A 21,609-nucleotide genomic window follows, 5' to 3' on the forward strand; every position below is an offset into this window, starting at 1 on the left:
CGGTAGGTGTGGCGCTGCGTTTGGGGGTTAGAACAGGCCTTCGAATGGCAGGATGTCGACCATGTCGCCGGCGGCCACGCTGCCTTGCTCGTCGTGCAGTACGACCATGCAGTTGGCTTCGGACATTGAGCGCAGAATGCCGGAGCCTTGGGCGCCGGTGAGGCGGACTTCGGCGGTGCCGTCGGCGCTGCGCGTGACGATGCCGCGCTGGTATTCGGTGCGGCCTGGCTTTTTGCGGATCGCTTCGGACGAGCGCGCCTGCAGTAGCGGCAATGGGGCGTTCGCGCCCATCATCTGCAGCAGTGCGTCGCGTGCGAAGAAGTAGAACGACACCATGACGGCGACCGGATTGCCCGGCAGGCCGAACAGGAAGGCGCTGCGGCCGTTCGATGTGACGCGTCCGAATGCCAGCGGGCGGCCCGGGCGCATGCCCACTTTCCAGAATGTCACGTCGCCCAGCTGCGCCATCACCTGTTTGGTGTAGTCGGCCGCGCCGACCGAGACGCCGCCCGACGTGATGATCGCGTCGGCGTTTTCGCAGGCGGTGCGCAGCGCGTCTTCCAGTGCTTGAGGGCTGTCGCGCACGACGCCCATGTCGATGATCTCGCAGCCCAGGCGCTGGAGCATGCCGTAGATCGTATAGCGGTTGCTGTCGTAAACGCAGCCTTCGTCCAGCGGCTCGCCGATCGAGCGCAGCTCGTCGCCAGTCGAGAAGAACGCCACGCGCAGGCGCCGTTGCACGGGGATTTCGGCAAAGCCCAGCGATGCGCACAGGCCCAGGTCGGATGGCCGGATGATGCGGCCGGCCTTCAGGGCTGCGCTGCCGGCTTTCAAATCTTCGCCCGCCAGCCGGCGGTTGTCGCCGGCGCGGATGGCGCCGGCGCGCACGGTCATCGTGACGTCGTCGCCGCTGTCGGTAAATTCCTGCGGCAGCACGCTGTCGCAACCGGCCGGCATCACGCCGCCCGTCATGATGCGCACGCACTCACCGGGGCCGGGCACGACAGCGGACGGCTTGCCCGCATAGACAATATCGACCACCTTGAACGTCGCCACGCCAGCCTGCGGCAGGTCGGTGCCGCGCAGTGCGTAGCCGTCCATTGCCGAATTATCGTGCGCCGGTACGTTGATCGGCGAGACCAGGTCGCGCGCCAGCACGCGGCCCAGGCTTGCGCGCAGCGCCACCATCTCGACGGCGCGCACCGGCTGGACGAATTCGCGGATGATGCGCTGGGCGTCGCGCACCCGCAGCGCGTCCGGATCATAGCCATTGATGCAGCTGGCCACCTGGGCCAGGCTGGCGGGGAAGGTGGGTTGTTCGAGCCTGCGCAGCTCGTCGAGCGTGTTGATATTGCGGAACGCGTCGGCGTCATCGAATACGACCTCGACCGCGTTGAGATCGCGCAACCAGCCCTCGACGCTGCGACCGCTGCCCGCGAGATAGGCTGACAACGAAGCCAGCCGGTCAGCGCGCACCAGGCAGAACACCGGATGCGGCTGGACCAACATGCCTGCTTCTTGCGTCGCGGCATAGGCCACGTCGGCGTTGTGCTCTTGCAGCGCAGCGAACAGGCGCTCGGCCAGATCAGGTGGCAGGAATGGGGAATCGCATGGTACCGTCAGCAGATACGGTGTGGCGCAGTGGCGCAAGCCCGTTTCGAGCCCGGCCAGCGGGCCCGGAAAATCCGCCATCTCGTCAGTCAGCACCATCGCGCCAAACGCGCGGTACGTGTCGAGATTACGGTTGGCGCTGATCGCCAGCGGCCCCACCTGTGGCCGCAGCCGCGCCAGCACGTGCTCGACCATGGTGCTGGAATGGAACGGCTGCAAGCCCTTGTCCACGTTGCCCATGCGCGAGCCACGCCCGCCCGCCAGAACCAATCCGCTGATCAAGTGTGCTTGCATCGTCAATTAGCCACCGATATACGACATTTCAACCCGCCGCGGCCCATCCAGCTGGCCGGTACCTGTCTCAGCCGAGCGGGTTTCGGAATAGCGGTCAGCCCGGCCGCGCCAAAGTTGCGCGATGGCGCCACTGAGTGCCAGATCGTCGTGCCCTTCGCGCAGCAGCGCGCGCATATCGTGGCCGCGCGTGGCAAACAGGCAGGTATACAGCTTGCCTTCGGTCGACAGACGCAGACGGCTGCAGTCACCGCAGAACGCCTGCGTGACGCTGGAAATCACGCCGATCTCACCGTCGCCATCGAGATAGCGCCAGCGCGAGGCGGTCTCGCCGCTGTAGTTGGCGGCCACCGGTACCAGCGGCAGCTCGGCCGAGATGCGGCGCACCACGTCGCCCGACGGCACGACGTCGCGCATGTCCCAGCCGTTTGACGCGCCCACATCCATGAATTCGATGAAGCGCAGGATCGTCGGCGAACCCTTGAAGTGGCGCGCCATCGGCAGAATCTGGTCGACATTGGTGCCGCCCTTGACGACCATATTGACCTTGACCGGCCCCAGGCCCACCGCATGCGCGGTATCGATGCCGTGCAGCACATCGGCCACTGAAAAGTCGACATCGTTCATGCTGCGGAACACGCCGTCGTCGAGCGCGTCGAGCGAGACCGTGACCCGGTCCAGCCCCGCGTCTTTCAGGGCTCGCGCCTTGCGCGCCAGGATCGAGCCGTTGGTCGTTAAGGTGAGGTCGAGCGGACGGCCACTGGGCGTGGGCAACGCGCGCAGCATGCCGACCAGGCGTTCGAGATTCTTGCGCAGCAGCGGTTCGCCGCCCGTCAGGCGCAGCTTTTCGACGCCGTGCGCGACGAACAGGCGCGCGACGCGCGTGATCTCTTCGAACGACAGCAGGTCGCCGTGTGGCAGGTATTGGTAATCCTTGTCGAACACTTCCTTCGGCATGCAATACACGCAGCGGAAATTGCAGCGGTCGGTGACGGAAATGCGCAAGTCGTGCAGCGGCCGGCCGAGCGCATCGCTCAGCAGGCCCGTAGGTGCTTCCGGCACGGCCGGGACCCGCAGCTTCGATGAGCGCAGGTCATTGATAAGGATGATTTTTTCAGCCATTCCAATACGATAGCATGCGCCCGGGAATACTGCCGGGCGCGCTGCTGCATGGAGAGAAGGGATGGGGTCCGGCGTACGTTGTTCGCGCCTGCGCGAGGGGCGACGTACGCCGGATGTACTACCTGGTGCTTACTGACGGCTGGTATCGACCTGTACCAGCGGCTCGTCGACCGGCACGACGACCGGCTTGCGGGCACGGCCAACGCGCACCGGCGTGGCCGCCTGTGCTGCTGCGGCCTGGGCGGCGCGCAGCTTTTCAGGATCGGTCGCGGCCAGTTGCAGGCCCGCTTCGGCCAGCATGTCGTCCAGCTTTGGCGCAGGGGTAGCAGCCACTGGCGCAGGCGCCGTGGTCACTTCCGCTGCTGCCACTGGCGCTGGCTCGACTGCCACGGCTGTAACAGGCTCGACAACTGGCGCAGGGGCGACTTCCACCACCGGCGCCGGCTCGACAGGCGCTGGTGCATGCGCAGCCTCGGCCATGACCGGTTCAGCAACATGTTCAGCCGCCACCGACGCCGCCGTCGGGAACATGACCGGCTCGGTCGATGCCGGTGCCGGTGCTGGTGCCGAAACCTCTGCCGGCGCCCCCATCGATGCCGCCGTCGGGAAGTTGACCGGCTCGACATTGGCAGGCGCCACATCAGCCGTCGTTGCCGCCATCGAGGCCGACGTCGGGAACATATTGCCTTCGACCAGCGCCGCTTGCGCAACCACCGGCGCAGTTGCTGGCGCTGGTGCTGCAGCTGCAGCTTGCGCCGCATCATCCTTGGCCGCGATCGATGCCGAGGTCGGGAACGGCCACGGCGCCTGGGCACCGGACTGCGCCTGCTTGCCCTTCGCGGCGCGGGCAGCGGCTGCCACCTTGGCCACTTCTTCGTCCGCTACCGGCGCGAAGGCTGGTGCGTCTTCATTGCCTTCGCCGCCTTCGCCTTCGATCTGATCACGATCGCGACGGTTGCGGTTACGGCCACCGCGACGACGACGACGGCGTGGCTCGTCGCCATCCATCTCGACTTCTTCGCCATCCGGGCCGATCGTGGTCACCGATTTGATGACTTGCTGCACGACTTCCTGGCTGCCTTCCGGACCGGTGGTGGTCACGGCGACGGTGGTGTTCGACATCACCTGGCTGACATTGATTTCGTCGAGCTTGGCTTCGATGACCTGGGTGGTGCGTTCCGTACGCTCGGTGCGCTCGCGCGGCTGACGTGGCTGGCGCTCTTTGCGTTCGCCGCGTTCAGGACGCTCGCCACGTTCAGGACGCTCGGCGCCTTCGGCACGTGGCGCGGCGTCGGCCGGCTCGCGTGGTTCACGCGGCTCGCGGCCTTCGCGCGGTGGACGTGGAGGACGCGGCGGGCGTGGTGGACGCGCTTCGGCGTCCGGGCCCTTGGCCAGCTCTTCGCCCGGTGCGGCCGCCTTGGCAACCGGCTCGCGCTCTTCGCGTTCACGGCCTGGCTTGCCACCTGGACGGCCACCGGTACGGCCATTCTTGGTGCGGTTGTTGCGGTCGCGCTCTGCCTGCGCAGGGGTGGTGACAGGCACTTCCACCAGCACGGCGGGTGCGGCGCCTTTTGGTTCTGGCTTGCCGAAGAAGAAGTTGCGCAGTTTGGCGAAGAAACCTTCTTCTTCCACCGGTGCAGCCACCGGCACCGCAACAGAAGGGGCGGCGGCGGGCTTGGCTGGCTTGGCCGCTTCGCTGCGGTCGACCAGCGGCGCAGGCTGGGCCGGGGTGATCGTCTTGACGACGGCTTCCTGGCGCGGCTTGGCTTCTTCTTTCTGGCGCTTCGCGTAGGCCATGTCGGTATCGGCCGACTCGGCCATCGCGTAGCTGGCGTGTGCGTCTTCGAGGCGTGGATCGTCGTGCTTGATGCGCTCGAGCTTGTAATGCGGCGTGTCCAGATGCTTGTTCGGGATCAGGATCACGGTGATGCGATGGCGGTTCTCGATCTTGAGCACTTCGCCACGCTTTTCGTTCAGCAGGAAAGCAGCGACATCGACGGGCACCTGCACGTGGATGGCGGCCGAATTTTCCTTCATCGCCTCTTCCTGGATGATGCGCAGGACTTGCAGGGCCGACGATTCGGTATCGCGGATGTGGCCGGTGCCCGAGCAGCGCGGGCAGGTCACGTGGGAGCCTTCGGACAGCGACGGACGCAGGCGCTGGCGCGACAGTTCCATCAGACCGAAGCGCGAAATCTTGCCCATCTGAACGCGGGCGCGGTCATGGTGCAGCGCATCCTTGAGGCGCTGTTCGACTTCGCGCTGGTTCTTGGCCACTTCCATGTCGATGAAGTCGATCACGATCAGGCCACCCAGATCGCGCAGGCGCAACTGGCGCGCCACTTCGTCGGCTGCTTCGCAGTTGGTGTTGAAGGCGGTCGTTTCGATGTCCGAACCACGCGTGGCGCGGGCCGAGTTGACGTCGATCGAGACCAGCGCTTCGGTGTGGTCGATCACGATGGCGCCGCCCGATGGCAGCGGCACGGTGCGCGCGTAGGCGGTTTCGATCTGGTGTTCGATCTGGAAACGTGAGAACAGCGGCACGTCATCGCTGTAACGCTTCACGCGGTGCGCCATGTCGGGCATCACGTGGCTCATGAACTGCTGCGCCTGTTCATAGATTTCGTCGGTGTCGATCAGCACTTCGCCGATGTCCGGCTGGAAGTAATCGCGGATCGCGCGGATGACGAGCGACGATTCCTGATAGATCAGGAACGCGCCGTTGGACGACTTGCCGGCGCCTTCGATCGCGCGCCACAGTTGCATCAGGTAGTTCAGGTCCCACTGCAGTTCTTCGACATTGCGGCCGATGCCGGCAGTGCGGGCAATCACGGACATGCCTTGCGGCAGGTCGAGCTTGTCCATCGTTTCGCGCAGTTCCTGGCGCTCTTCGCCTTCGACGCGGCGCGAGACGCCGCCGCCACGCGGGTTGTTCGGCATCAGGACGAGGTAGCGGCCGGCCAGCGAAATGAACGAGGTCAGGGCAGCGCCCTTGTTGCCGCGTTCTTCTTTTTCGACCTGGACCATGATTTCCTGGCCTTCGCGCAGTGCTTCCTTGATGGAGCAATTGCGCACGTCAACACCTTCACGGAAATACGTGCGGGCGACTTCTTTGAAGGGGAGGAAACCGTGGCGGTCTTCGCCGTAGCTGACGAAGCAGGCTTCGAGGGAGGGTTCGATGCGGGTGATGACACCCTTGTAGATATTCGACTTGCGCTGTTCGCGACCGGCAGTCTCGATATCGATGTCGATCAGCTTCTGGCCATCGACAATAGCGACGCGCAGCTCTTCTTGCTGCGTCGCGTTAAACAACATGCGTTTCATTTTTAGTACTCCGTGACCCGGGGGCCGTGTGAAGGCCGCCCTCGCGGGCAGCGCAGCTACAGGGATGTATGCGGGGACGGGTGACAGGAGGGGGTATGCCCGGGCGTGCGGTACAGCAAAGTAATTTCGCTGCCGCAACGGGGCGCTGTGGGGCCGAACGTCATTGTCTAAACACGCCGCAACTTTTGTCCGTTACCTGCCACCACATTGGGGTTGGCACAGCAACGAACAAGGGAGGGTGTGCCACAGCCAGCCGACCCTGGGCGCCAGCAACCGACCGGCCTGGAGGCGAAGAGACAGCCTTGCTCAAGCGGTGTGGATGCTGCAGCAGCGGGGTCGGCGAAAACGACAAGCGTTATCGACACCATCAACCGGCAAGCACTTTGTTAAGGATGCTTGCTGGTACTTATCCTTAAGAATCCTGACAATCCAATCCGGCATCATTGCGCGCAATCCGATTACAAATCGGTTGCAACCTTGATTGGCGCAAGGATGTGCGTACACGTTCTTTCCATCGAATTTGCACTTGGCGGGGCCGATGGGGCGTGCCCCAGTGTAAAATTTCATTTTAATTCTTACACCAGCAGAGGTTTGACCGCCGCCTGTCGATTATATATTCAAAATGAAGGACTTAGAGAGAATTTCTGGGAAGACAGACCGAATGGCAATGCAGAACGATAGTGTCCCCCCTTCATCCCCCGCAGCACTGCAAGCGCAGTTCGTGACAATCGACGAAGAAGAAGCCGGCCAGCGCATCGACAACTACCTGTTGCGTGTCTGTAAAGGCGTACCAAAGAGCCACATTTACCGCATCCTTCGCTCCGGCGAAGTCCGTGTCAACAAGGGCCGCATCGACCAGTTGTACCGCCTGGTTGCCGGCGACACCGTCCGTATTCCACCGATCCGCATCGCCGAAAAGTCGGCCGAGCACGCCGCACCGGGCGCCGAATTTGCCGTCGTCTATGAAGACGCGCATCTGCTCGTGATCGACAAGCCCTGCGGCGTGGCCGTGCATGGCGGCTCCGGCGTGTCGTATGGCGTGATCGAACAATTGCGAGCCGCGCGCCCGCAAGCGAAGTTCCTGGAACTGGTGCACCGGCTCGACCGCGAAACCTCGGGCCTCCTGTTGATCGGCAAGAAACGCAGCGCGCTGACGCACCTGCATGACCAGATGCGCGAAGGCACGACCGACAAGCGTTACTATGCCGCTGTGAAAGGTGACTGGGTCAACAAGCGCCAGCACATCCGCTTGCCGCTGCATAAATACACGAGCGCGGAAGGCGAGAAGCGCGTGCTGGTCCAGGCCGGTGGTCAGGAAGCGCACACGATTTTCAGTTTGTTAAAAAAATGGCACAATTTCGCCTTGCTCGAAGCCGAGCTCAAGACAGGGCGCACGCACCAGATCCGGGTGCACCTGGCCTCGTCGGGCTTTCCGATCCTGGGCGACGAAAAGTACGGTGATTTCGCGTTCAACAAGCAATTGCACAAAGCGAATGAAAGCCGTGGCGCGCTCAAGCGCATGTTTTTGCACGCGCACCAGATCACGTTCACGCATCCGGACTCGGGCGAGCGCATGACCTTGCGCGCGCCGATGCCGGCCGAGTGTGAGCGCTTCCTGACAAGTCTGGGCGCCCCGGTGTAATACCGTCAGGCGCAGAGCAACCACATCGCGCAAGTACGACAGCGCACCAATAAAAAACAACAGGGGACCGGCGGCCTGGCCGCCACTAATTATGGCTAGAAAACAATTCGACCTGATCGTCTTCGATTGGGACGGCACCTTGATGGACAGTACCGCCGCCATCGTCAAGTGCATCCAGGCGGCCGCGCGCGACCTGGGCTTGCCGGTGCCAACCGACTCGTCGGCCGCGCACGTCATCGGCCTCGGCCTGGCCGAAGCGATGCAGGCGGTGATGCCCGATATCCAGCCGGCGCTGTATCCGCGCATGGTCGAGCGTTACCGGCACCATTTTCTGACCAAGGACCACCAGCTGGTGCTGTTCAAGGGCGTGCCCGAGATGCTCAATGCGTTGTCGAACGAAGGTTATTTTTTGGCGGTGGCGACCGGCAAGAGCCGGGTCGGTCTGAACCGCGCGCTCAATGCGACCGGGCTGCTGTCGATCTTCGATGCAACACGTTGCGCCGATGAGACATTCTCCAAGCCGCATCCGGCGATGCTGCAAGAGCTGACGCGCGAGCTTGGTCAGGATTTGCGGCGCACGGTGATGATCGGCGACACGACGCACGACCTGCTGATGGCCACCAATGCCGGCGCGGCCGGTATCGCGGTGGAGTTCGGTGCCCATCCGGTCAGCCAGCTCCACGCCTGCCAGCCACTGTTCTCTGCCAAGAACATTCCCGAGCTGCATGACTGGCTGCTCGAGCACGCCTGAGGTCGGGCTCACTGAAGCCTGAGAGCGGCTGAAGTGGACCAGCGGCGTACGGGTGGTCTTGCCGACCGTACGCGAGGGCGCTGGCACGATATACTGATTGCCGCACGAACAGCCCCGCGCGTGACGCGCGGGGACGGCGTTTCGTCGTCCACCTTCCCGACTTTATGAGTGACCATACGAGCATTGACCAACCCGGCGACAGCCGGCTCGCGTCGAATCCGACGATGAGCAACTGGGAGCGCGACACGCTCGAGAAACTGGTATTTGCCACCGTCCAGGAGCGCCGCTCTGCGCGCCGCTGGAGCATCTTCTTCAAGCTCGGCTTCCTGATCGTGGCGCTGCTGGCCCTGTGGGCCTACTACGACTTCAACTTCGCCAGCGGCGACACCGAAAACCTCGGCCGCCATACGGCGCTGATCGAAATCAACGGCGAGATCGAAGCCGAAGGCAGCGGCGCGGCCGACACCGTCATCCCGTCGCTGAACAAGGCGTTTTCCGATCCAGGCTCGGCCGCTGTCGTGCTGCGCATCGACAGCCCGGGCGGCAGTCCGGTGCAGGCCGGCATCATCGTCGATGAAATCCAGCGCCTCAAGCGCGGCTATCCCGATAAACCACTGTATGTCGTGGTCGACGAGATCTGCGCTTCGGGCGGCTACTACATCGCCTCGGCCGCCGACCGTATCTACGTCAACAAGGCCTCGATCGTCGGCTCGGTGGGCGTGCTGATGGACAGCTTCGGCTTTACCGGCACGATGGAAAAGCTGGGTGTCGAGCGCCGCCTGCTGACGGCCGGCGAGAACAAGGGGTTTCTCGATCCGTTCAGCCCGCAATCGGAAAAGCACCGCGAACATGCCCAGGCCATGCTCAACGAAATCCACCAGCAGTTCATCTCGGTGGTGCGCGCCGGGCGCGGCAAGCGCCTGAAAGAGACGCCCGAGACGTTCTCGGGCCTGTACTGGACCGGTGCACGCGCGGTCGACATGGGCCTGGCCGATGCCTTTGGCACCGTCGATACGGTGGCACGCGACATCGTCAAGGCCGAAGACATCGTCGACTACACGGCGCACGAAGGCTTGCCGGAACGGGTGCTGAAGAAATTTGGGGCGTCGGTGGGCGAGAGCGCCGTCCGTGCGGCGTATCACAGCGCCGTGCCCAAATTGCGCTAAGCATGTTGTCCTTGAAACCAGAGGATATGCGGCTATAGTGAAACGGTGGCCGACGCTGCGGTGGATCAGTCAAGCTGCTTGCCCATTGATCCCGGACGGTGAACGCTGGCGACCGCACCCCTGTGCGGTTTTCGAGAGAATTTTTATTCCTCGCGGTAAGACTGTCCCGGGCGCGTGCATGCGCGCGGCGGGAATGGAAACGACGGCTCAGGCCGTCGTTTCCTTTTGGTGGACCAGTTGTGCATCGATGCGTGCAACTCGCCTTTGCATGTCATGGAGCGATGTTGGTTTGAACGCGTGGGCGGCGCAGCCGCCCACCCTACGTCTGCCGACCAGGCTGCTGTGTTTTTTTTGGTGGACAGGGGAGTGCGGCTGGCGCTGCGGTGACGGGCGTTGCAGGAATCAGGTCAGGCTGCCGCACTAGCGGCGTCGCCATCGCGGCCGGTGCGGCGTGACGGGTGGTCCAGATCGTTGTCGTTGCAGTGGTCGGTCATGGTGTCATTCGCCTGAGGCGTCGAAGGTGACACGAGGCGCGGCGGGTGCCACATGGTGGGCTGGCGCAGTGGGGGCAAATCGTCATGCTGGGCAAAGCCGCCGCGTTCGAGCCAGTCCTGATGGTCGCCGCCAACGCGCGCAAACCACGCAGCACGCAGCCGGAACTGGTCGTGATGTGGCAAGGGTCGGGCGCCGCTGCTCCAGCGCGACAATGCCATCAGCGTGGGAAAAAGCGCCGCATGTACTCGTGCGACGCGCTGGCGCGCGCAATGCACTTCGTGCGGTGAAAGCTTTTCATAGCAGGTGTCGAGATCATCGTTCACGTTCAGTCCTGTTCTCTGGCGGAATTGCACCTTGATGTATGGCAAACAACCATCATGGTCGTTAGGCGGATTCCTAACATGTTGAAGTCTATCAATAAGAATTTCTGCAGACTTGACGCTGCTCAAATGAACCGCGGCATGCAAGTTGACTAAAAAACATTGCTCTAATTGTCAGTCTGTCCGCGCCGGACCTGTTCTGGTAAAGTCTCGCCCCATGAGTAAACTGTCCCTAGACCGCATCCTGCAATCGCAGGGATTCGGCACCCGCAAATACTGCCGCGCCCTGATCGAGGATGGCGACGTCACCATCAATGGCGAGGTCGCCGATAATTTCAAGGCCACGTTCGAGACCGACGGCCTGGTGCTGACCGTCTTCGACGAAGAATGGGCGTACCGCGAGCATGTCTATATTGCGCTGTACAAGCCGGCCAACTTCGAATGCTCGCGCAAGCCGAGCCACCATCCGGGCGTCCTGACCCTATTGCCAGAGCAATTTACCTGGCGCGATGTGCAGCCCGTCGGCCGGCTCGATCATGACACCACCGGCCTGCTCCTGATGTCGGACGACGGCCCGTTCATCCACGCGCAATCGTCGCCCAAGCGCCACGTACCGAAGGTGTACCACGCCACGACGGCTGAGCCGGTGACCGAGGAACTCGTCGCCAGGCTGCTCGCCGGCGTGCAACTGCACGATGAGCCGGCGCCATTGAAGGCAGTGTCGTGCGTCAAGCTGGGCGAACAATCCATCGAGATCGTGCTGGAGCAGGGCAAATATCACCAGGTCAAGCGCATGCTGGCAGCTGCCGAGAATCACTGCAGCGCGCTGCATCGGGCCCAGATCGGCGGCTTGACGCTGGCCGCGCTGGGACTCGAAGAAGGCGAGTGGTGCTTCCTCGACCAGGCACAGCTCGACCTGCTCGTACCAGGCTGACATACCACATCCGCATGCTGTTGTGGAAATTTCACAACGGAACATGCTTAACCACAATATTCGTGCGACATAGTCAGCCGATTTCCGCGACACTCCGTTCCGACGGCGTCCGGGCACCGGTTGTCGCACGAATGAATTTTCCAGAAAAATAACCATGTACGCATACCGACCGAGCCTCTCCCATTCCCTCGCCCTGATTCCATTGCTGCTGGCCCTGCCAGTCATGGCACAGAGCCAGCCGGCCACCCTGGCCGAATGCACCCCGATCCTCGACAGCGCCCAGCGCCTGGCCTGCTTCGACCGCGTTGCGAGCACCGGCAGCGCCGCTGCCGCGAGCACCGCATCGACCCCGGTTGTCGCACCGGCCGTGGCTGCCCAGAGCGCGTTCGACGCACCGCTGAACAGCGCCGTCGATCACACCGCCACCGTCGATCCAACCGTCCAGGCCGCCGCTGAATACACGCTGAGCAGCCATTGGGAACTCGATCCACGCGACAAGCGCGGCGCGTTCAAGTTCCGTCCGCACCACCCGAACTACCTGATCGCGACCCGTACCCACCGCCCGAACGAAGCGCCGTACGCCGACTTCCTGGCGACCGACCCGGATGCCGAAGGCTTGTCGAAGGCCGAACTGGAATTCCAGCTCAGCGTGAAGATGAAGCTGGTCGAGACCCTGTTCGAGCAACCGATCGACGTCTGGTTCGGCTATACCCAGAATTCGTTCTGGCAAGCGGCCAACCACAAGGCATCGAGCCCGTTCCGCGAAACCAATTACCAGCCGGAGATCATGGCAGTCATGCCACTGGACTTCGCCCTGGCCGGCATCAACGTGCGCTTCCTGAACCTGGGCTTCGTGCACCAGTCGAACGGTCAGTCGTCGAGCCTGTCGCGCAGCTGGAACCGCTACTACGCCCAGGTCGGCCTGGAACGTGGTCCGCTGACCATGACCGCCAAGCTCTGGAAGCGTGTCAATGAATCGCTGGAAGATGACAACAACCCGGACATCACCGATTTCATGGGCCGCTTCGAACTGGCCGGCAATTACCGCATGGGTAGCGGCCATGAAGTCTCGGCCCTCGTGCGCCGTAACTTCAGCACCGACAAGGGTGCAGTCCAGGTCGGTTGGGCATTCCCGCTCGTCGGCCCGATCAAGGGTTATGTCAATGCGTTCGCCGGCTATGGCCAGAGCATGATCGACTACAACTACTTCCAGCGCAGCCTGGGCGTCGGTGTCATCGTCAAGTATTGATCGTTTCACACCTGCCGTACCGTAGAATGGCGGGCTTGTTCCCACGAGCCCGCCCATGAAACTTGCCTCGCTGGACGACGGCACCCGCGACGGCCAACTGGCCGTGGTGTCGCGCGACCTGTCCACTGCCCACATTGCCGATGGCATCGCGCCAAGCTTGCGCGCCGCGCTCGATGACTGGGTTTTCATTGCCCCGCAACTCGATGCACTCTACCGTCAATTGAACGACGGCAAGGGCGACGCCAAAGCGCGCCGCGCATTCGACTTCGACCCGACCCAATGCATGGCGCCACTGCCGCGCGCCAGCGCCCGCGTGTGCGGCGCCACCTATCTGCACCACCACGACCTGGAACAGCGCGCACTTGGCAGCAGCTTGCCGGCCGCATGGCGCGACGCGCCGCAGCTGCGCCAGGCCGCAGCCGATGGGTTGCTTGGCCCCACGCAGGACCTGGTGCTGGCGCGCGAAGAATGGGGTATCGACTTCGGCGCCGAGCTGGCTATTGTGAGTGGCGACCTGCGCCAGGGCGCGACGCCCGATGCGGCGCTGGGCCAGATCCGCCTGTTGTTGCTGGCCAATGACATCACGCTGCGCAACCTGGCGCCGGATGCGCTGGCGGCGGGTTTCGGCCTGCAAGCCAAACCGGCCACCGCGTTTGCGCCAGTGGCGGTCACGCCGGACGAGCTGGGCGACGCGTGGACGGCCGCAAAAGTTGCGCTGCCGCTGCGCGTGCGCTTCAACGGCAATCCGGTTGGCACGCTCGAGGCGGGCGAAGACATGACGTTCAATTTTGCGCAGCTGCTGTCAGCGCTGGCAATGACGCGGCCAGTAACGGCGGGGACGATTGTCGGCTCGGGCATCGTGTCGAACCGGGCAACCAGGCGCCATACGCCGGGCTATGCCAGCCTTGCCGAGGCGCGCTGGATCGAGATGGCCACCGGCGGCGACGCGGTCACGCCGTTCATGCGCTTTGGCGATACGGTGCGCATCGAGATGCTCGACGAGAAAGGCAGATCGCTGTCCGGGGCGATCGAGCAGACGCTCAGGGCCGCGGTGGCTTGACGCCGGGCTCGTCCCAGAAGCCGTCATTATCTGGCACGCCACGCAGATCGACGCGCACCGGCCGGCTGATCCGGCGCAGCGCATCGGCGCGCACCAGCCGCCCATCCGGTTCATGCAGCCGGTACCAGAGAAACGCCACGCCGGACAAGGCCAGCCGCTCGCCCGTGAACAGGTGATCGCGCTGTACGGCAAGGCCTTCGAGACGCAGATCGACATCGAGCACCAGCGCGCCGGCGCTGCGTTCGGCCTGGCCAAGATAGCGCGCCGTCGTCAACAAAGGACTCTTGTCGCTGACTTCGCCAGCGCGCAGAGCGTCGATGAAGCTGTCGACTGCCTTGAGCTGTACCGTCGCAGCGGCCGCAATAGCGGCGAGCTCTTTTTTGCGCTCGCCCTTGGCGGAGGCGGCCAGTGCGTCGAGTGCGTCGATGTGCTGCGCGAGCGCGGCGCGTTCCAGCCCCACCAGCCGCACCCGTTCCAGCAGCGCCGCATGGCGCGTGACGTCGAGTTCGCCCATATAGCCGCCACTCAGGCCAGCTAGGCGGGCAGGGCAGCTGCGCGCCATGGCACTGGCAAACAGGGCGCGGGCGCCGTCGCCGTAGGCGGCGCCGGCCAGCGTGGTGTCGGTCTTGAACAGGCTGGCCAGGTCGGCCCCGGCGCGCAGGATCATCGTCGGCGCCGTCAGCCAGGCCAGCAGCAGGGCGCTGCGGCGGCGCGCGGCCGCCGGCGTGCTGGCCTCGATGTAGCGTTGTAGCGCGGCATTGCGCACGGCCAGCTCTTGCGCCTGGCGGACCAGCGTGGCATCGACGGTGCGTGCCACCACGATGCCCTGGCTGACAAGCGGGTCATACAGGATGACGACACGGTCGGGCGGCAACATGTGGCAGACCACGGCTGCCAGTTCGAGCGTCAGGTCGAACGCACGCGCCAGACCGGCGGCGCCGAAGCCGCGCGTATCGACGCTGCCGCCCAGCGCTTTGGCTTGCGCCGGTGGCAGGCGCGCCAGCAATTCGGCGCGCTCTGCTTCGGCGATTGCCTGCCTGGCTTCGGCTTCCTGCAGCCGCGCCCGTGCTTCGAGCAGGTCGGACGACGTAGAGCTCTGGGCCATTGAATGTGCAGAATGTACAACGCCCAGACATAACATGACGATCGAATAGAACGCTCGTACGGTTGAATATCGACGCGCCATGATTCGCCCCAATTGGGTAATAAGAAATAAATCTATCTAAATATCACTATGGAAAAGTGTAACAATTTGTGGAGAAATGGTAGGAGAAGTATCTGTACTATTGATTGTTGCAGCGCAACGTACCTAAAATCACTAAATAAGTCTTTGATAATCAAGGGCTTGCAATGCACCATTAATGATGAGTGAAATTGCGTGAGAAACCCTGCAGCAACACGATTGGGGAAGAAATGACCCGAAATGCGATAGAATTGACGAGTTAACAAAGTGGTTCTATGAGTATTTATAACCTGCCATTAGCCGGCCTCGAAATCGGCTTCGCCACATCGCTGATCGTATCGCTCCTGCTCGTGCTCACGACACGCTGGCATGGCCGCTACTCGCTTGATGCAACGCGTGGCGTGCAGAAATTCCATATCACCCCAACCCCGCGCATCGGCGGCGCCGCCATCATGACCGGCCTCTGGCTGGCGCTGGGCGTGTTGCCGCAGGCGCAGCGCGATTTGCTGCTGCCGGTCCTCATTGCCTCGCTGCCAGCCTTTGTCTTTGGCCTGGCCGAAGACCTGACCCGCACCGTCTCTGTGCGCACCCGCCTGCTGGCCACGATCGGCAGTGGCGTGGTGTGCTGGTTCCTCACCGGCGTCACGCTGCAGCACACGGGCATGCCACTGCTCGATGGCATGCTGGGCTGGCTGCCATTCTCGGTGCTGTTTACCGCGTTTGCCGTTGGCGGCGTGGCCAATGCCGTCAATATCATCGACGGTTTCAATGGGCTGGCCAGCGGCACGGTCGTTATCGGGCTTGGCACGCTGGGCCTGATCGCCATGGGCGCCGGCGATATTCACCTGGCGCAGTTGTGCTTCGTGATCTGCGCCGTGACCGCGGGCTTTTTCGTTGTCAATTTTCCGTTAGGCAAGCTGTTCCTCGGGGATGGCGGCGCCTATCTGCTTGGCTTCCTGCTGGCCTGGCTGTCCGTGATGCTGGTCTACCGCAATCCGTCGGTGTCGGCCTGGGCGCCGCTGCTGGCCTGCGCTTACCCGGTTTTTGAGACCGTCTTCACGATCATGCGTCGCCTGTGGTGCCGTCGTCATCCGGGGCATCCGGACAGCTGGCACCTGCACAGCCTGGTCAAGACGGCGATCACGGCGCGCTACCTGCGCATGCTGCCACCGCCGCTGCGCAATGCCTTCGTCTCGCCGGTCTCGTGGGGTATCGCCCTGGTGCCGGCGGCGCTCGCCGTCAATTACGCGGGCGATCCGGCCGTGCTGGTACAGGGCGCACTGGCCAGTTTCGCGCTGTATCTGGGCGTGTACGCGCTGGTCGTTTCGGCCTGGCGTGCCCGCCGCCGCCATGCGCCGTTCATCATGCCGGTCGCGACCGCGCCGCTGGCACCGAAGGCGGCTACCGTCGCCGTCAAGCCGGTGGCAGTCAGCCCCCTCATTACGACCAGCAGCAATGGCCAGGGCGCCACGTCCGGCCTGGTTGCTGCCCGCATTGCTGCCAATCCCTCCGCCAACCAGCCTGGCGGCCTGGCCGATCACAGCCACAAGCAGGCAGCGCCGGTTCTCGCGCGCCGCCGCATGTAATCTCCCACGCAATCCGCAGTCCGTAGTACGCACGACGCCGCCCCTGAACTGGGGCAGGTTTCCCCGCTTGTTCTCGATCTGTCTGCACGGCAATTTCAGCGATAATCTCGCACGCGCAGTACAAAGGCGCCGGTGAGACATTCAAGAGCAATCGAGCGGGGGCACCATGTCGGATGATAGCGACGCAGAAAAGACCGAAGACGCATCGCCCAGAAAGATCGAGAAAGCGCGCGAAGAAGGCGACGTTCCCCGATCGCGCGAGCTGGCGACGTTCACTGTCCTGATGACGGCCGGCGCCTGCCTGTGGGCATTTGGTGGCATGCTTGTCGGCAGACTGGCGACCTCGCTGAAGTCCGGTCTCACGCTCGACCGCGAACAGATCTTCAATCCCAATATCCTGCTCGAACGCATTCTCAACGACATCGTCAGCGTCATGCTGGCCTGCCTGCCGATTGCCGGGGCCGTCATGCTCATCGCCCTGATCTCGCCGATGTTGATCGGCGGCTGGCTGTTCTCGTCGAAGGCGTTCATGCCCAACTTCGGCAAGCTCAACCCGATGAAGGGGATCGGCAACATGTTCTCCAAGAACGCACTGGTCGAGCTGCTCAAAGCCATCATCAAGACGATCGTCATTGGCGTGGTCGCGTGGATCGTTGTCAGCGGCCAGAAGGAAGCGATGCTGGGCCTGGCGGTCGAGCCGCTCAATGAAAGCAGCGCCCATGTCGGCGACATGATTGGCCGCTCGTTCCTGTTCATCACCGGCGCGCTGGGGGTAATTGCCCTCATCGACGGGCCGTATCAGTTGTGGCATTGGAAAGACAAACTGAAAATGACGCGCCAGGAAATGATCCAGGAATCGAAAGAATCGGACGGCAATCCTCAGATTAAGGGGAAGATTCGGCAGATGCAGCGCGAAATGGCCCGGGGCCGGATGATGCAAAATGTCCCTACTGCTGATGTGATCGTCACTAATCCGACGCACTACGCAGTCGCACTGAAGTATGCGGATGGCAAGGGAGCACCGCGGGTAGTGGCCAAGGGCGTCGATGACGTCGCGGCCAAGATCCGCGAAATGGGCGCCGAGAACAAGGTGCCCATGCTCGAAGCCCCGGCCCTGGCCCGCGCCCTGTTCAAGCACACCGAGATCGATGAAGAGATTCCGGAAAAGCTGTACTCGGCGGTGGCGGAAGTGCTGGCCTACGTGTACCAGCTGCGGGCTTACAAGAAAGGCGAGGGCGACTATCCGGATCGCCCGACCAGGTTGAAAGTACCTGCCGAGATGGACCCGCTGAACCCGGCCTCGCAACAGCGACCGGCACCCGATAATGGAGCAACTGAATGACCAACAGCATGAAACTGCCAGCCTGGATGAGCGGCCTTGGAGCACAAGGCGGCAAGGCGGCAGCCCCGATCCTGATCATCATGCTGTTGGCGATGATGATCTTGCCGTTGCCGGCGTTCGTGCTGGACGTGTTTTTCAGTTTCAATATTGCGCTGTCGATCATCGTGCTGCTGACCGCGCTGTACACGGTCAAGCCGCTCGACTTTCTGGCCTTCCCGGCCATCCTGCTGGTCTCGACGATGCTGCGCCTGGCGCTGAACGTCGCGTCGACCCGTATCGTACTGACCGAAGGCCACACGGGCGGCGCTGCTGCCGGCAAGGTCATCGAAGCATTCGGCCACTTCCTGATTGGCGGTAACTACACCGTCGGTATCGTCGTCTTCATTATCCTGACCATCATCAACTTCTCGGTCGTGACCAAGGGCGCGGGCCGTATCGCCGAAGTCGGCGCACGCTTCGCGCTGGACGCAATGCCGGGCAAGCAGATGGCGATCGACGCCGACCTGAACGCCGGCCTGATCGGTGAAGACGAAGCGCGCAAGCGCCGCCAGGAAGTCTCGCAAGAAGCCGAATTCTATGGCGCGATGGACGGTGCCTCGAAGTACGTGAAGGGCGATGCCGTCGCCGGTATCATGATTACCGTCATCAACATCATCGGCGGCCTGATCGTTGGCGTCGTGATGCACGACCTGGCCATTGGCGAAGCGACCAAGATCTACACGCTGCTGGCCATCGGTGACGGCCTGGTGGCCCAGATTCCATCGCTGATCATCTCGATCGCGGCCGGTATGGTGGTCTCGCGCGTAGCCAACGATGAAGACGTCAGCTCGCAGCTGACCACGCAACTGTTCGCCCGCCCTGAATCGCTGTACATCACGGCCGCCATCATCGGTGGCCTGGGCATGATCCCGGGCATGCCGAACTTCGTGTTCCTGCTGCTGGCGGGTTCGCTGGCTGCCGGTGGTTATTTCATCTCGAAGCGCAAGAAGGAAGCACCGGCGCAGGCGGAAGCCGCCGCCGTGGCCGATGCTGCCGCCGCTGCCCGTACGGCGCCGGCTGAAAGCGAAGAAGCGACCTGGCAGGACGTGATGCCGGTCGATACGCTGGGCCTGGAAGTGGGCTACCGCCTGATTCCGCTGGTCGACAAGAACCAGGGTGGCGAGCTGCTCAAGCGCATCAAGGGTATCCGCAAGAAGTTTGCGCAAGAAGTGGGCTTCCTGGCGCCGCCAGTACACATCCGCGACAACCTGGAACTCAAGCCATCGGCTTACCGCATCACGCTCAAGGGCGTCGAAGTGGGCAGCGGCGAAGCACTCAACGGCCAGTTTTTGGCGATCAACCCCGGCATGGCCAGCGGCACGCTGCCAGGCGTGGTCACCACCGACCCGGCCTTCGGCCTGCCGGCGACCTGGATTGAAGCCAGCCTGCGTGACGAAGCGCAAAGCATGGGCTACACGGTGGTCGATGCCGGCACTGTCGTTGCCACGCACCTGAACCACCTGATCACGCTGCACGCGTCGGAACTGCTGGGCCGCATGGAAGTGCAGGCACTGCTGGACCACCTGGGCAAGGAAACGCCGAAGCTGGTCGAAGACCTGGTGCCGAAAGTCGTCTCGCTGTCGACGCTGCAGAAAGTGCTGCAGAACCTGCTGGTCGAAGGCGTGCACATCCGCGACATGCGCTCGATCATCGAATCCCTGTCGGAGCACGCCGGCATGACGCAGGACCCGGCCGAACTGACCGCCGTGGTGCGCGTGTCGCTGGGCCGTGCGATCGTCCAGCAATTGTTCCCGGGCGAGAACGAGTTGTCGGTAATGACCCTGGACAACCGCCTCGAGCGCCTGTTGATGCAGGCGATGGGCGCGGGTGGCGACGGTACCGGCATCGAGCCAGGCCTGGCCGACACGATCGCCCAGCAGGCAGCGCACGCCGCCAACCAGCAAGAGCAGATGGGCCTGTCGCCCGTGCTCTTGGTACCGGCGCCGCTGCGCGTGCTGCTGTCGCGCTTTTTGCGCCGCGCCGTGCCTGCGCTCAAGGTGCTCTCGCATGCCGAAGTGCCCGAGACCAAGACGATTCGCGTGACGAGCCTGGTGGGTGTGCCGATGTAACAGGGATGGGGCAGCGCAGGCGCTTCCCCCGTGTTCATCATGCCGGAGCAGGGCGATGGACGTGACGCCAGACCAGCCAGCCAAGCGTCGTGACCGTCAGAATTGCGCCCAAGGCCAGCCCCAGGGCGACGAGTATTTCAAGATCGGCCAGCTCTTCGCCATCCCTTGAGCCGTACAGGTCGATCAGCCAAATTGCCCACGCTTCCGGGAACGGTGGGAAAAGGTCGTGATGGAGAATCAGAAAACGAGCGAGCACAACAGTGCCAGCAAGGATCCAGATGATCAGAGACAGTCGTATCAGTGCTCTCTTCATTGGACAGTGACTCGGCCATAAGCGTGTAATGAGGTGCCTGGAATGAGAACCTGACCGCCTGCGATGAGTTGATGTCGCAGTACGTCGAAGTCAGTCCGGGTTGTCAGCGTAATGCACCCTTGACTGATGCCGCGCGTACCTGCCGGATGCAGCCTGAAATTTCCTCGTTTCACGGTATTGCAAAAGACTTCATCGTCAATGTGCTTGTCGGCTGCGTACAGGGCAAACCAGTCGGACCTGTCCTTGATGAAATCAAGTAGCGGACCGAGCCTGCCGCCTGACTGACGATTCACGATGTAGTAGGCCCCTGGCGGAATTGGGCCGACGCCTGCTGCACAAGCGAACTCGCGTCGATTTTTATGTTCGCCAAGGCCCGAGAAGGCTGGAAATCTTAACGAGCTCATTTCAAACGTACTCAGCGGTTTACCGTTGAGTTTGAATGTACATTCGACCATGGAGAACTCCTTGAAGCCTGATTGAGAAGCTTCTGATCATAGGTAGCTGATGCAGGCACCCGCTGACGTGCCACAACGATGCCGCTGCCAGGTTCCAGGGCCAGGTGGCCTATTCCATCACGATCTGCTTCTCGATGAAACCGAGGTCGGTAATCGTGACAAGAATGTGCAGCGGACTGTCCCAGTCGACATGCAGATGAAACTCGACACCGCCGGGACCGCCTTCGGGATCGTGCGGCCCGATATTGGTGACATACACATTGGCCTCGCCCAGGTGAGGGCGGCCGGGCGGTGAATCGAAGGGGTCGGCTGTAGGCTTCCATTCTGCCGCCGTGATCAGCACGGCCGAGCTTTCGGTGAGACCGGGCCAGTTGAAATTGACGCGTACACGGCCCTGTACATTGCGGTAGATCAGCCGGATCGAGCGTGCCATGGGGTTCTCCTGATGAGCGTTTGCGGCACGCCAGCCGTGCCAGTCATGATTCGACCTGGCCGGCGTTCGCAAGATCGGCGCCCGAACGCCACCTGTTTGCGCCAGCACAAACCCGGGCGGCCGCCGCACCAATCCTGTCTGATTTCAATAAACCGGTATCACTTTTTCTGGTTGCGGGGAAATAGGCCCTTTTCCCCATCCTTCTCGGTTGATCGTTTCCGCAC

17 protein-coding genes are annotated in these 21,609 nt (G+C 63.0%); 9 read left to right on the top strand and 8 right to left on the bottom strand.

What is annotated here, in order from left to right; all coding sequences use genetic code 11:
* Positions 1-27: 27 nt before the first annotated feature.
* The 3 genes from mobA to IFU00_03800 all read right to left on the bottom strand — a co-directional run bounded on the left by mobA (position 28) and on the right by IFU00_03800 (position 6,348).
* On the bottom strand, positions 28-1,905 hold the full coding sequence (mobA, locus tag IFU00_03790; GenBank protein ID MBD8541401.1) for a molybdenum cofactor guanylyltransferase MobA: 1,878 nt from the start codon (positions 1,903-1,905) through the stop codon (positions 28-30).
* A gap of 6 nt (positions 1,906-1,911) precedes the next feature.
* Entirely contained in the window at positions 1,912-3,024 is a 1,113-nt protein-coding gene (moaA, locus tag IFU00_03795) for a GTP 3',8-cyclase MoaA (protein ID MBD8541402.1), read from the bottom strand.
* Between the two features lie 129 nt (positions 3,025-3,153).
* Entirely contained in the window at positions 3,154-6,348 is a 3,195-nt protein-coding gene (locus IFU00_03800) for an Rne/Rng family ribonuclease (protein MBD8541403.1), read from the bottom strand.
* Positions 6,349-7,009: 661 nt separating this feature from the next.
* Between IFU00_03800 and IFU00_03805 the strand changes: the two genes are divergently transcribed.
* The 3 genes from IFU00_03805 to IFU00_03815 all read left to right on the top strand — a co-directional run bounded on the left by IFU00_03805 (position 7,010) and on the right by IFU00_03815 (position 9,907).
* Positions 7,010-7,990: an RluA family pseudouridine synthase gene (locus IFU00_03805; protein ID MBD8541404.1), complete on the top strand. Its 981-nt coding sequence runs from the start codon at positions 7,010-7,012 to the stop codon at positions 7,988-7,990.
* A gap of 91 nt (positions 7,991-8,081) precedes the next feature.
* A complete protein-coding gene (locus tag IFU00_03810; GenBank protein ID MBD8541405.1) occupies positions 8,082-8,741 on the top strand; it encodes an HAD-IA family hydrolase in 660 nt (219 codons plus the stop codon).
* 164 nt (positions 8,742-8,905) lie between these two features.
* Positions 8,906-9,907: a S49 family peptidase gene (locus IFU00_03815; GenBank protein ID MBD8541406.1), complete on the top strand. Its 1,002-nt coding sequence runs from the start codon at positions 8,906-8,908 to the stop codon at positions 9,905-9,907.
* A 407-nt stretch (positions 9,908-10,314) separates the two neighbouring features.
* On the opposite strand, the gene IFU00_03820 is transcribed toward IFU00_03815, so the two are convergent.
* Entirely contained in the window at positions 10,315-10,725 is a 411-nt protein-coding gene (locus IFU00_03820) for a hypothetical protein (protein MBD8541407.1), read from the bottom strand.
* Positions 10,726-10,939: 214 nt separating this feature from the next.
* Between IFU00_03820 and IFU00_03825 the strand changes: the two genes are divergently transcribed.
* The 3 genes from IFU00_03825 (at position 10,940) to IFU00_03835 (ending at position 13,965) form a co-directional block, all read left to right on the top strand.
* Complete coding sequence (locus tag IFU00_03825; GenBank protein ID MBD8541408.1) at positions 10,940-11,656, top strand: 16S rRNA pseudouridine(516) synthase; 717 nt, start codon at positions 10,940-10,942, stop codon at positions 11,654-11,656.
* A 154-nt stretch (positions 11,657-11,810) separates the two neighbouring features.
* Positions 11,811-12,905: a phospholipase A gene (locus IFU00_03830; protein MBD8541409.1), complete on the top strand. Its 1,095-nt coding sequence runs from the start codon at positions 11,811-11,813 to the stop codon at positions 12,903-12,905.
* A 55-nt stretch (positions 12,906-12,960) separates the two neighbouring features.
* Complete coding sequence (locus IFU00_03835; GenBank protein ID MBD8541410.1) at positions 12,961-13,965, top strand: fumarylacetoacetate hydrolase family protein; 1,005 nt, start codon at positions 12,961-12,963, stop codon at positions 13,963-13,965.
* Here the strand turns inward: IFU00_03835 and IFU00_03840 are convergent.
* Positions 13,946-15,106 carry a hypothetical protein gene (locus IFU00_03840; protein ID MBD8541411.1) on the bottom strand — a complete coding sequence of 387 codons (1,161 nt, stop codon included), beginning with the start codon at positions 15,104-15,106 and terminating at the stop codon, positions 13,946-13,948. The genes IFU00_03835 and IFU00_03840 overlap by 20 nt on opposite strands.
* A 317-nt stretch (positions 15,107-15,423) precedes the next feature.
* On the opposite strand from IFU00_03840, the gene IFU00_03845 reads away from it, so the two are divergent.
* From IFU00_03845 to flhA, 3 genes are all read left to right on the top strand, one after another.
* The gene (locus IFU00_03845; GenBank protein ID MBD8541412.1) at positions 15,424-16,734 is read left to right on the top strand and encodes a glycosyltransferase family 4 protein; all 1,311 of its coding nucleotides are present in this window, start codon (positions 15,424-15,426) and stop codon (positions 16,732-16,734) included.
* Positions 16,735-16,900: 166 nt separating this feature from the next.
* Positions 16,901-18,076 carry a flagellar type III secretion system protein FlhB gene (gene flhB / locus IFU00_03850; GenBank protein MBD8541413.1) on the top strand — a complete coding sequence of 392 codons (1,176 nt, stop codon included), beginning with the start codon at positions 16,901-16,903 and terminating at the stop codon, positions 18,074-18,076.
* Positions 18,073-20,184: a flagellar biosynthesis protein FlhA gene (flhA, locus tag IFU00_03855; GenBank protein MBD8541414.1), complete on the top strand. Its 2,112-nt coding sequence runs from the start codon at positions 18,073-18,075 to the stop codon at positions 20,182-20,184. The genes flhB and flhA overlap by 4 nt, the downstream gene beginning before the upstream one ends.
* A 37-nt stretch (positions 20,185-20,221) precedes the next feature.
* Here the strand turns inward: flhA and IFU00_03860 are convergent, their stop codons facing one another.
* The 3 genes from IFU00_03860 to IFU00_03870 all read right to left on the bottom strand — a co-directional run bounded on the left by IFU00_03860 (position 20,222) and on the right by IFU00_03870 (position 21,385).
* The gene (locus IFU00_03860; GenBank protein MBD8541415.1) at positions 20,222-20,497 is read right to left on the bottom strand and encodes a hypothetical protein; all 276 of its coding nucleotides are present in this window, start codon (positions 20,495-20,497) and stop codon (positions 20,222-20,224) included.
* Positions 20,494-20,952 carry a DUF2778 domain-containing protein gene (locus tag IFU00_03865; protein ID MBD8541416.1) on the bottom strand — a complete coding sequence of 153 codons (459 nt, stop codon included), beginning with the start codon at positions 20,950-20,952 and terminating at the stop codon, positions 20,494-20,496. The genes IFU00_03860 and IFU00_03865 overlap by 4 nt, the downstream gene beginning before the upstream one ends.
* A gap of 109 nt (positions 20,953-21,061) precedes the next feature.
* Positions 21,062-21,385, bottom strand: a complete 324-nt coding sequence (locus tag IFU00_03870; GenBank protein MBD8541417.1) for a hypothetical protein — start codon at positions 21,383-21,385, stop codon at positions 21,062-21,064.
* Positions 21,386-21,609 lie beyond the last annotated feature (224 nt).

Origin of the sequence: Oxalobacteraceae sp. CFBP 8761, from assembly GCA_014841595.1 — a bacterium.
Lineage (GTDB): Bacteria > Pseudomonadota > Gammaproteobacteria > Burkholderiales > Burkholderiaceae_D > Telluria.

Bases quoted from the DNA above. Each gene is read 5' to 3' on its own strand.
- IFU00_03810 (MBD8541405.1), top strand. From the start codon at position 8,082: ATGGCTAGAAAACAATTCGACCTGATCGTCTTCGATTGGGACGGCACC.
- flhB (MBD8541413.1), top strand. From the start codon at position 16,901: ATGTCGGATGATAGCGACGCAGAAAAGACCGAAGACGCATCGCCCAGA.
- IFU00_03830 (MBD8541409.1), top strand. From the start codon at position 11,811: ATGTACGCATACCGACCGAGCCTCTCCCATTCCCTCGCCCTGATTCCA.
- IFU00_03865 (MBD8541416.1), bottom strand. From the start codon at position 20,952: ATGGTCGAATGTACATTCAAACTCAACGGTAAACCGCTGAGTACGTTT.
- IFU00_03870 (MBD8541417.1), bottom strand. From the start codon at position 21,385: ATGGCACGCTCGATCCGGCTGATCTACCGCAATGTACAGGGCCGTGTA.
- IFU00_03860 (MBD8541415.1), bottom strand. From the start codon at position 20,497: ATGAAGAGAGCACTGATACGACTGTCTCTGATCATCTGGATCCTTGCT.
- IFU00_03835 (MBD8541410.1), top strand. From the start codon at position 12,961: ATGAAACTTGCCTCGCTGGACGACGGCACCCGCGACGGCCAACTGGCC.
- IFU00_03805 (MBD8541404.1), top strand. From the start codon at position 7,010: ATGGCAATGCAGAACGATAGTGTCCCCCCTTCATCCCCCGCAGCACTG.
- mobA (MBD8541401.1), bottom strand. From the start codon at position 1,905: ATGCAAGCACACTTGATCAGCGGATTGGTTCTGGCGGGCGGGCGTGGC.
- flhA (MBD8541414.1), top strand. From the start codon at position 18,073: ATGACCAACAGCATGAAACTGCCAGCCTGGATGAGCGGCCTTGGAGCA.
- IFU00_03825 (MBD8541408.1), top strand. From the start codon at position 10,940: ATGAGTAAACTGTCCCTAGACCGCATCCTGCAATCGCAGGGATTCGGC.
- IFU00_03815 (MBD8541406.1), top strand. From the start codon at position 8,906: ATGAGTGACCATACGAGCATTGACCAACCCGGCGACAGCCGGCTCGCG.
- IFU00_03800 (MBD8541403.1), bottom strand. From the start codon at position 6,348: ATGAAACGCATGTTGTTTAACGCGACGCAGCAAGAAGAGCTGCGCGTC.
- moaA (MBD8541402.1), bottom strand. From the start codon at position 3,024: ATGGCTGAAAAAATCATCCTTATCAATGACCTGCGCTCATCGAAGCTG.
- IFU00_03845 (MBD8541412.1), top strand. From the start codon at position 15,424: ATGAGTATTTATAACCTGCCATTAGCCGGCCTCGAAATCGGCTTCGCC.
- IFU00_03840 (MBD8541411.1), bottom strand. From the start codon at position 15,106: ATGTTATGTCTGGGCGTTGTACATTCTGCACATTCAATGGCCCAGAGC.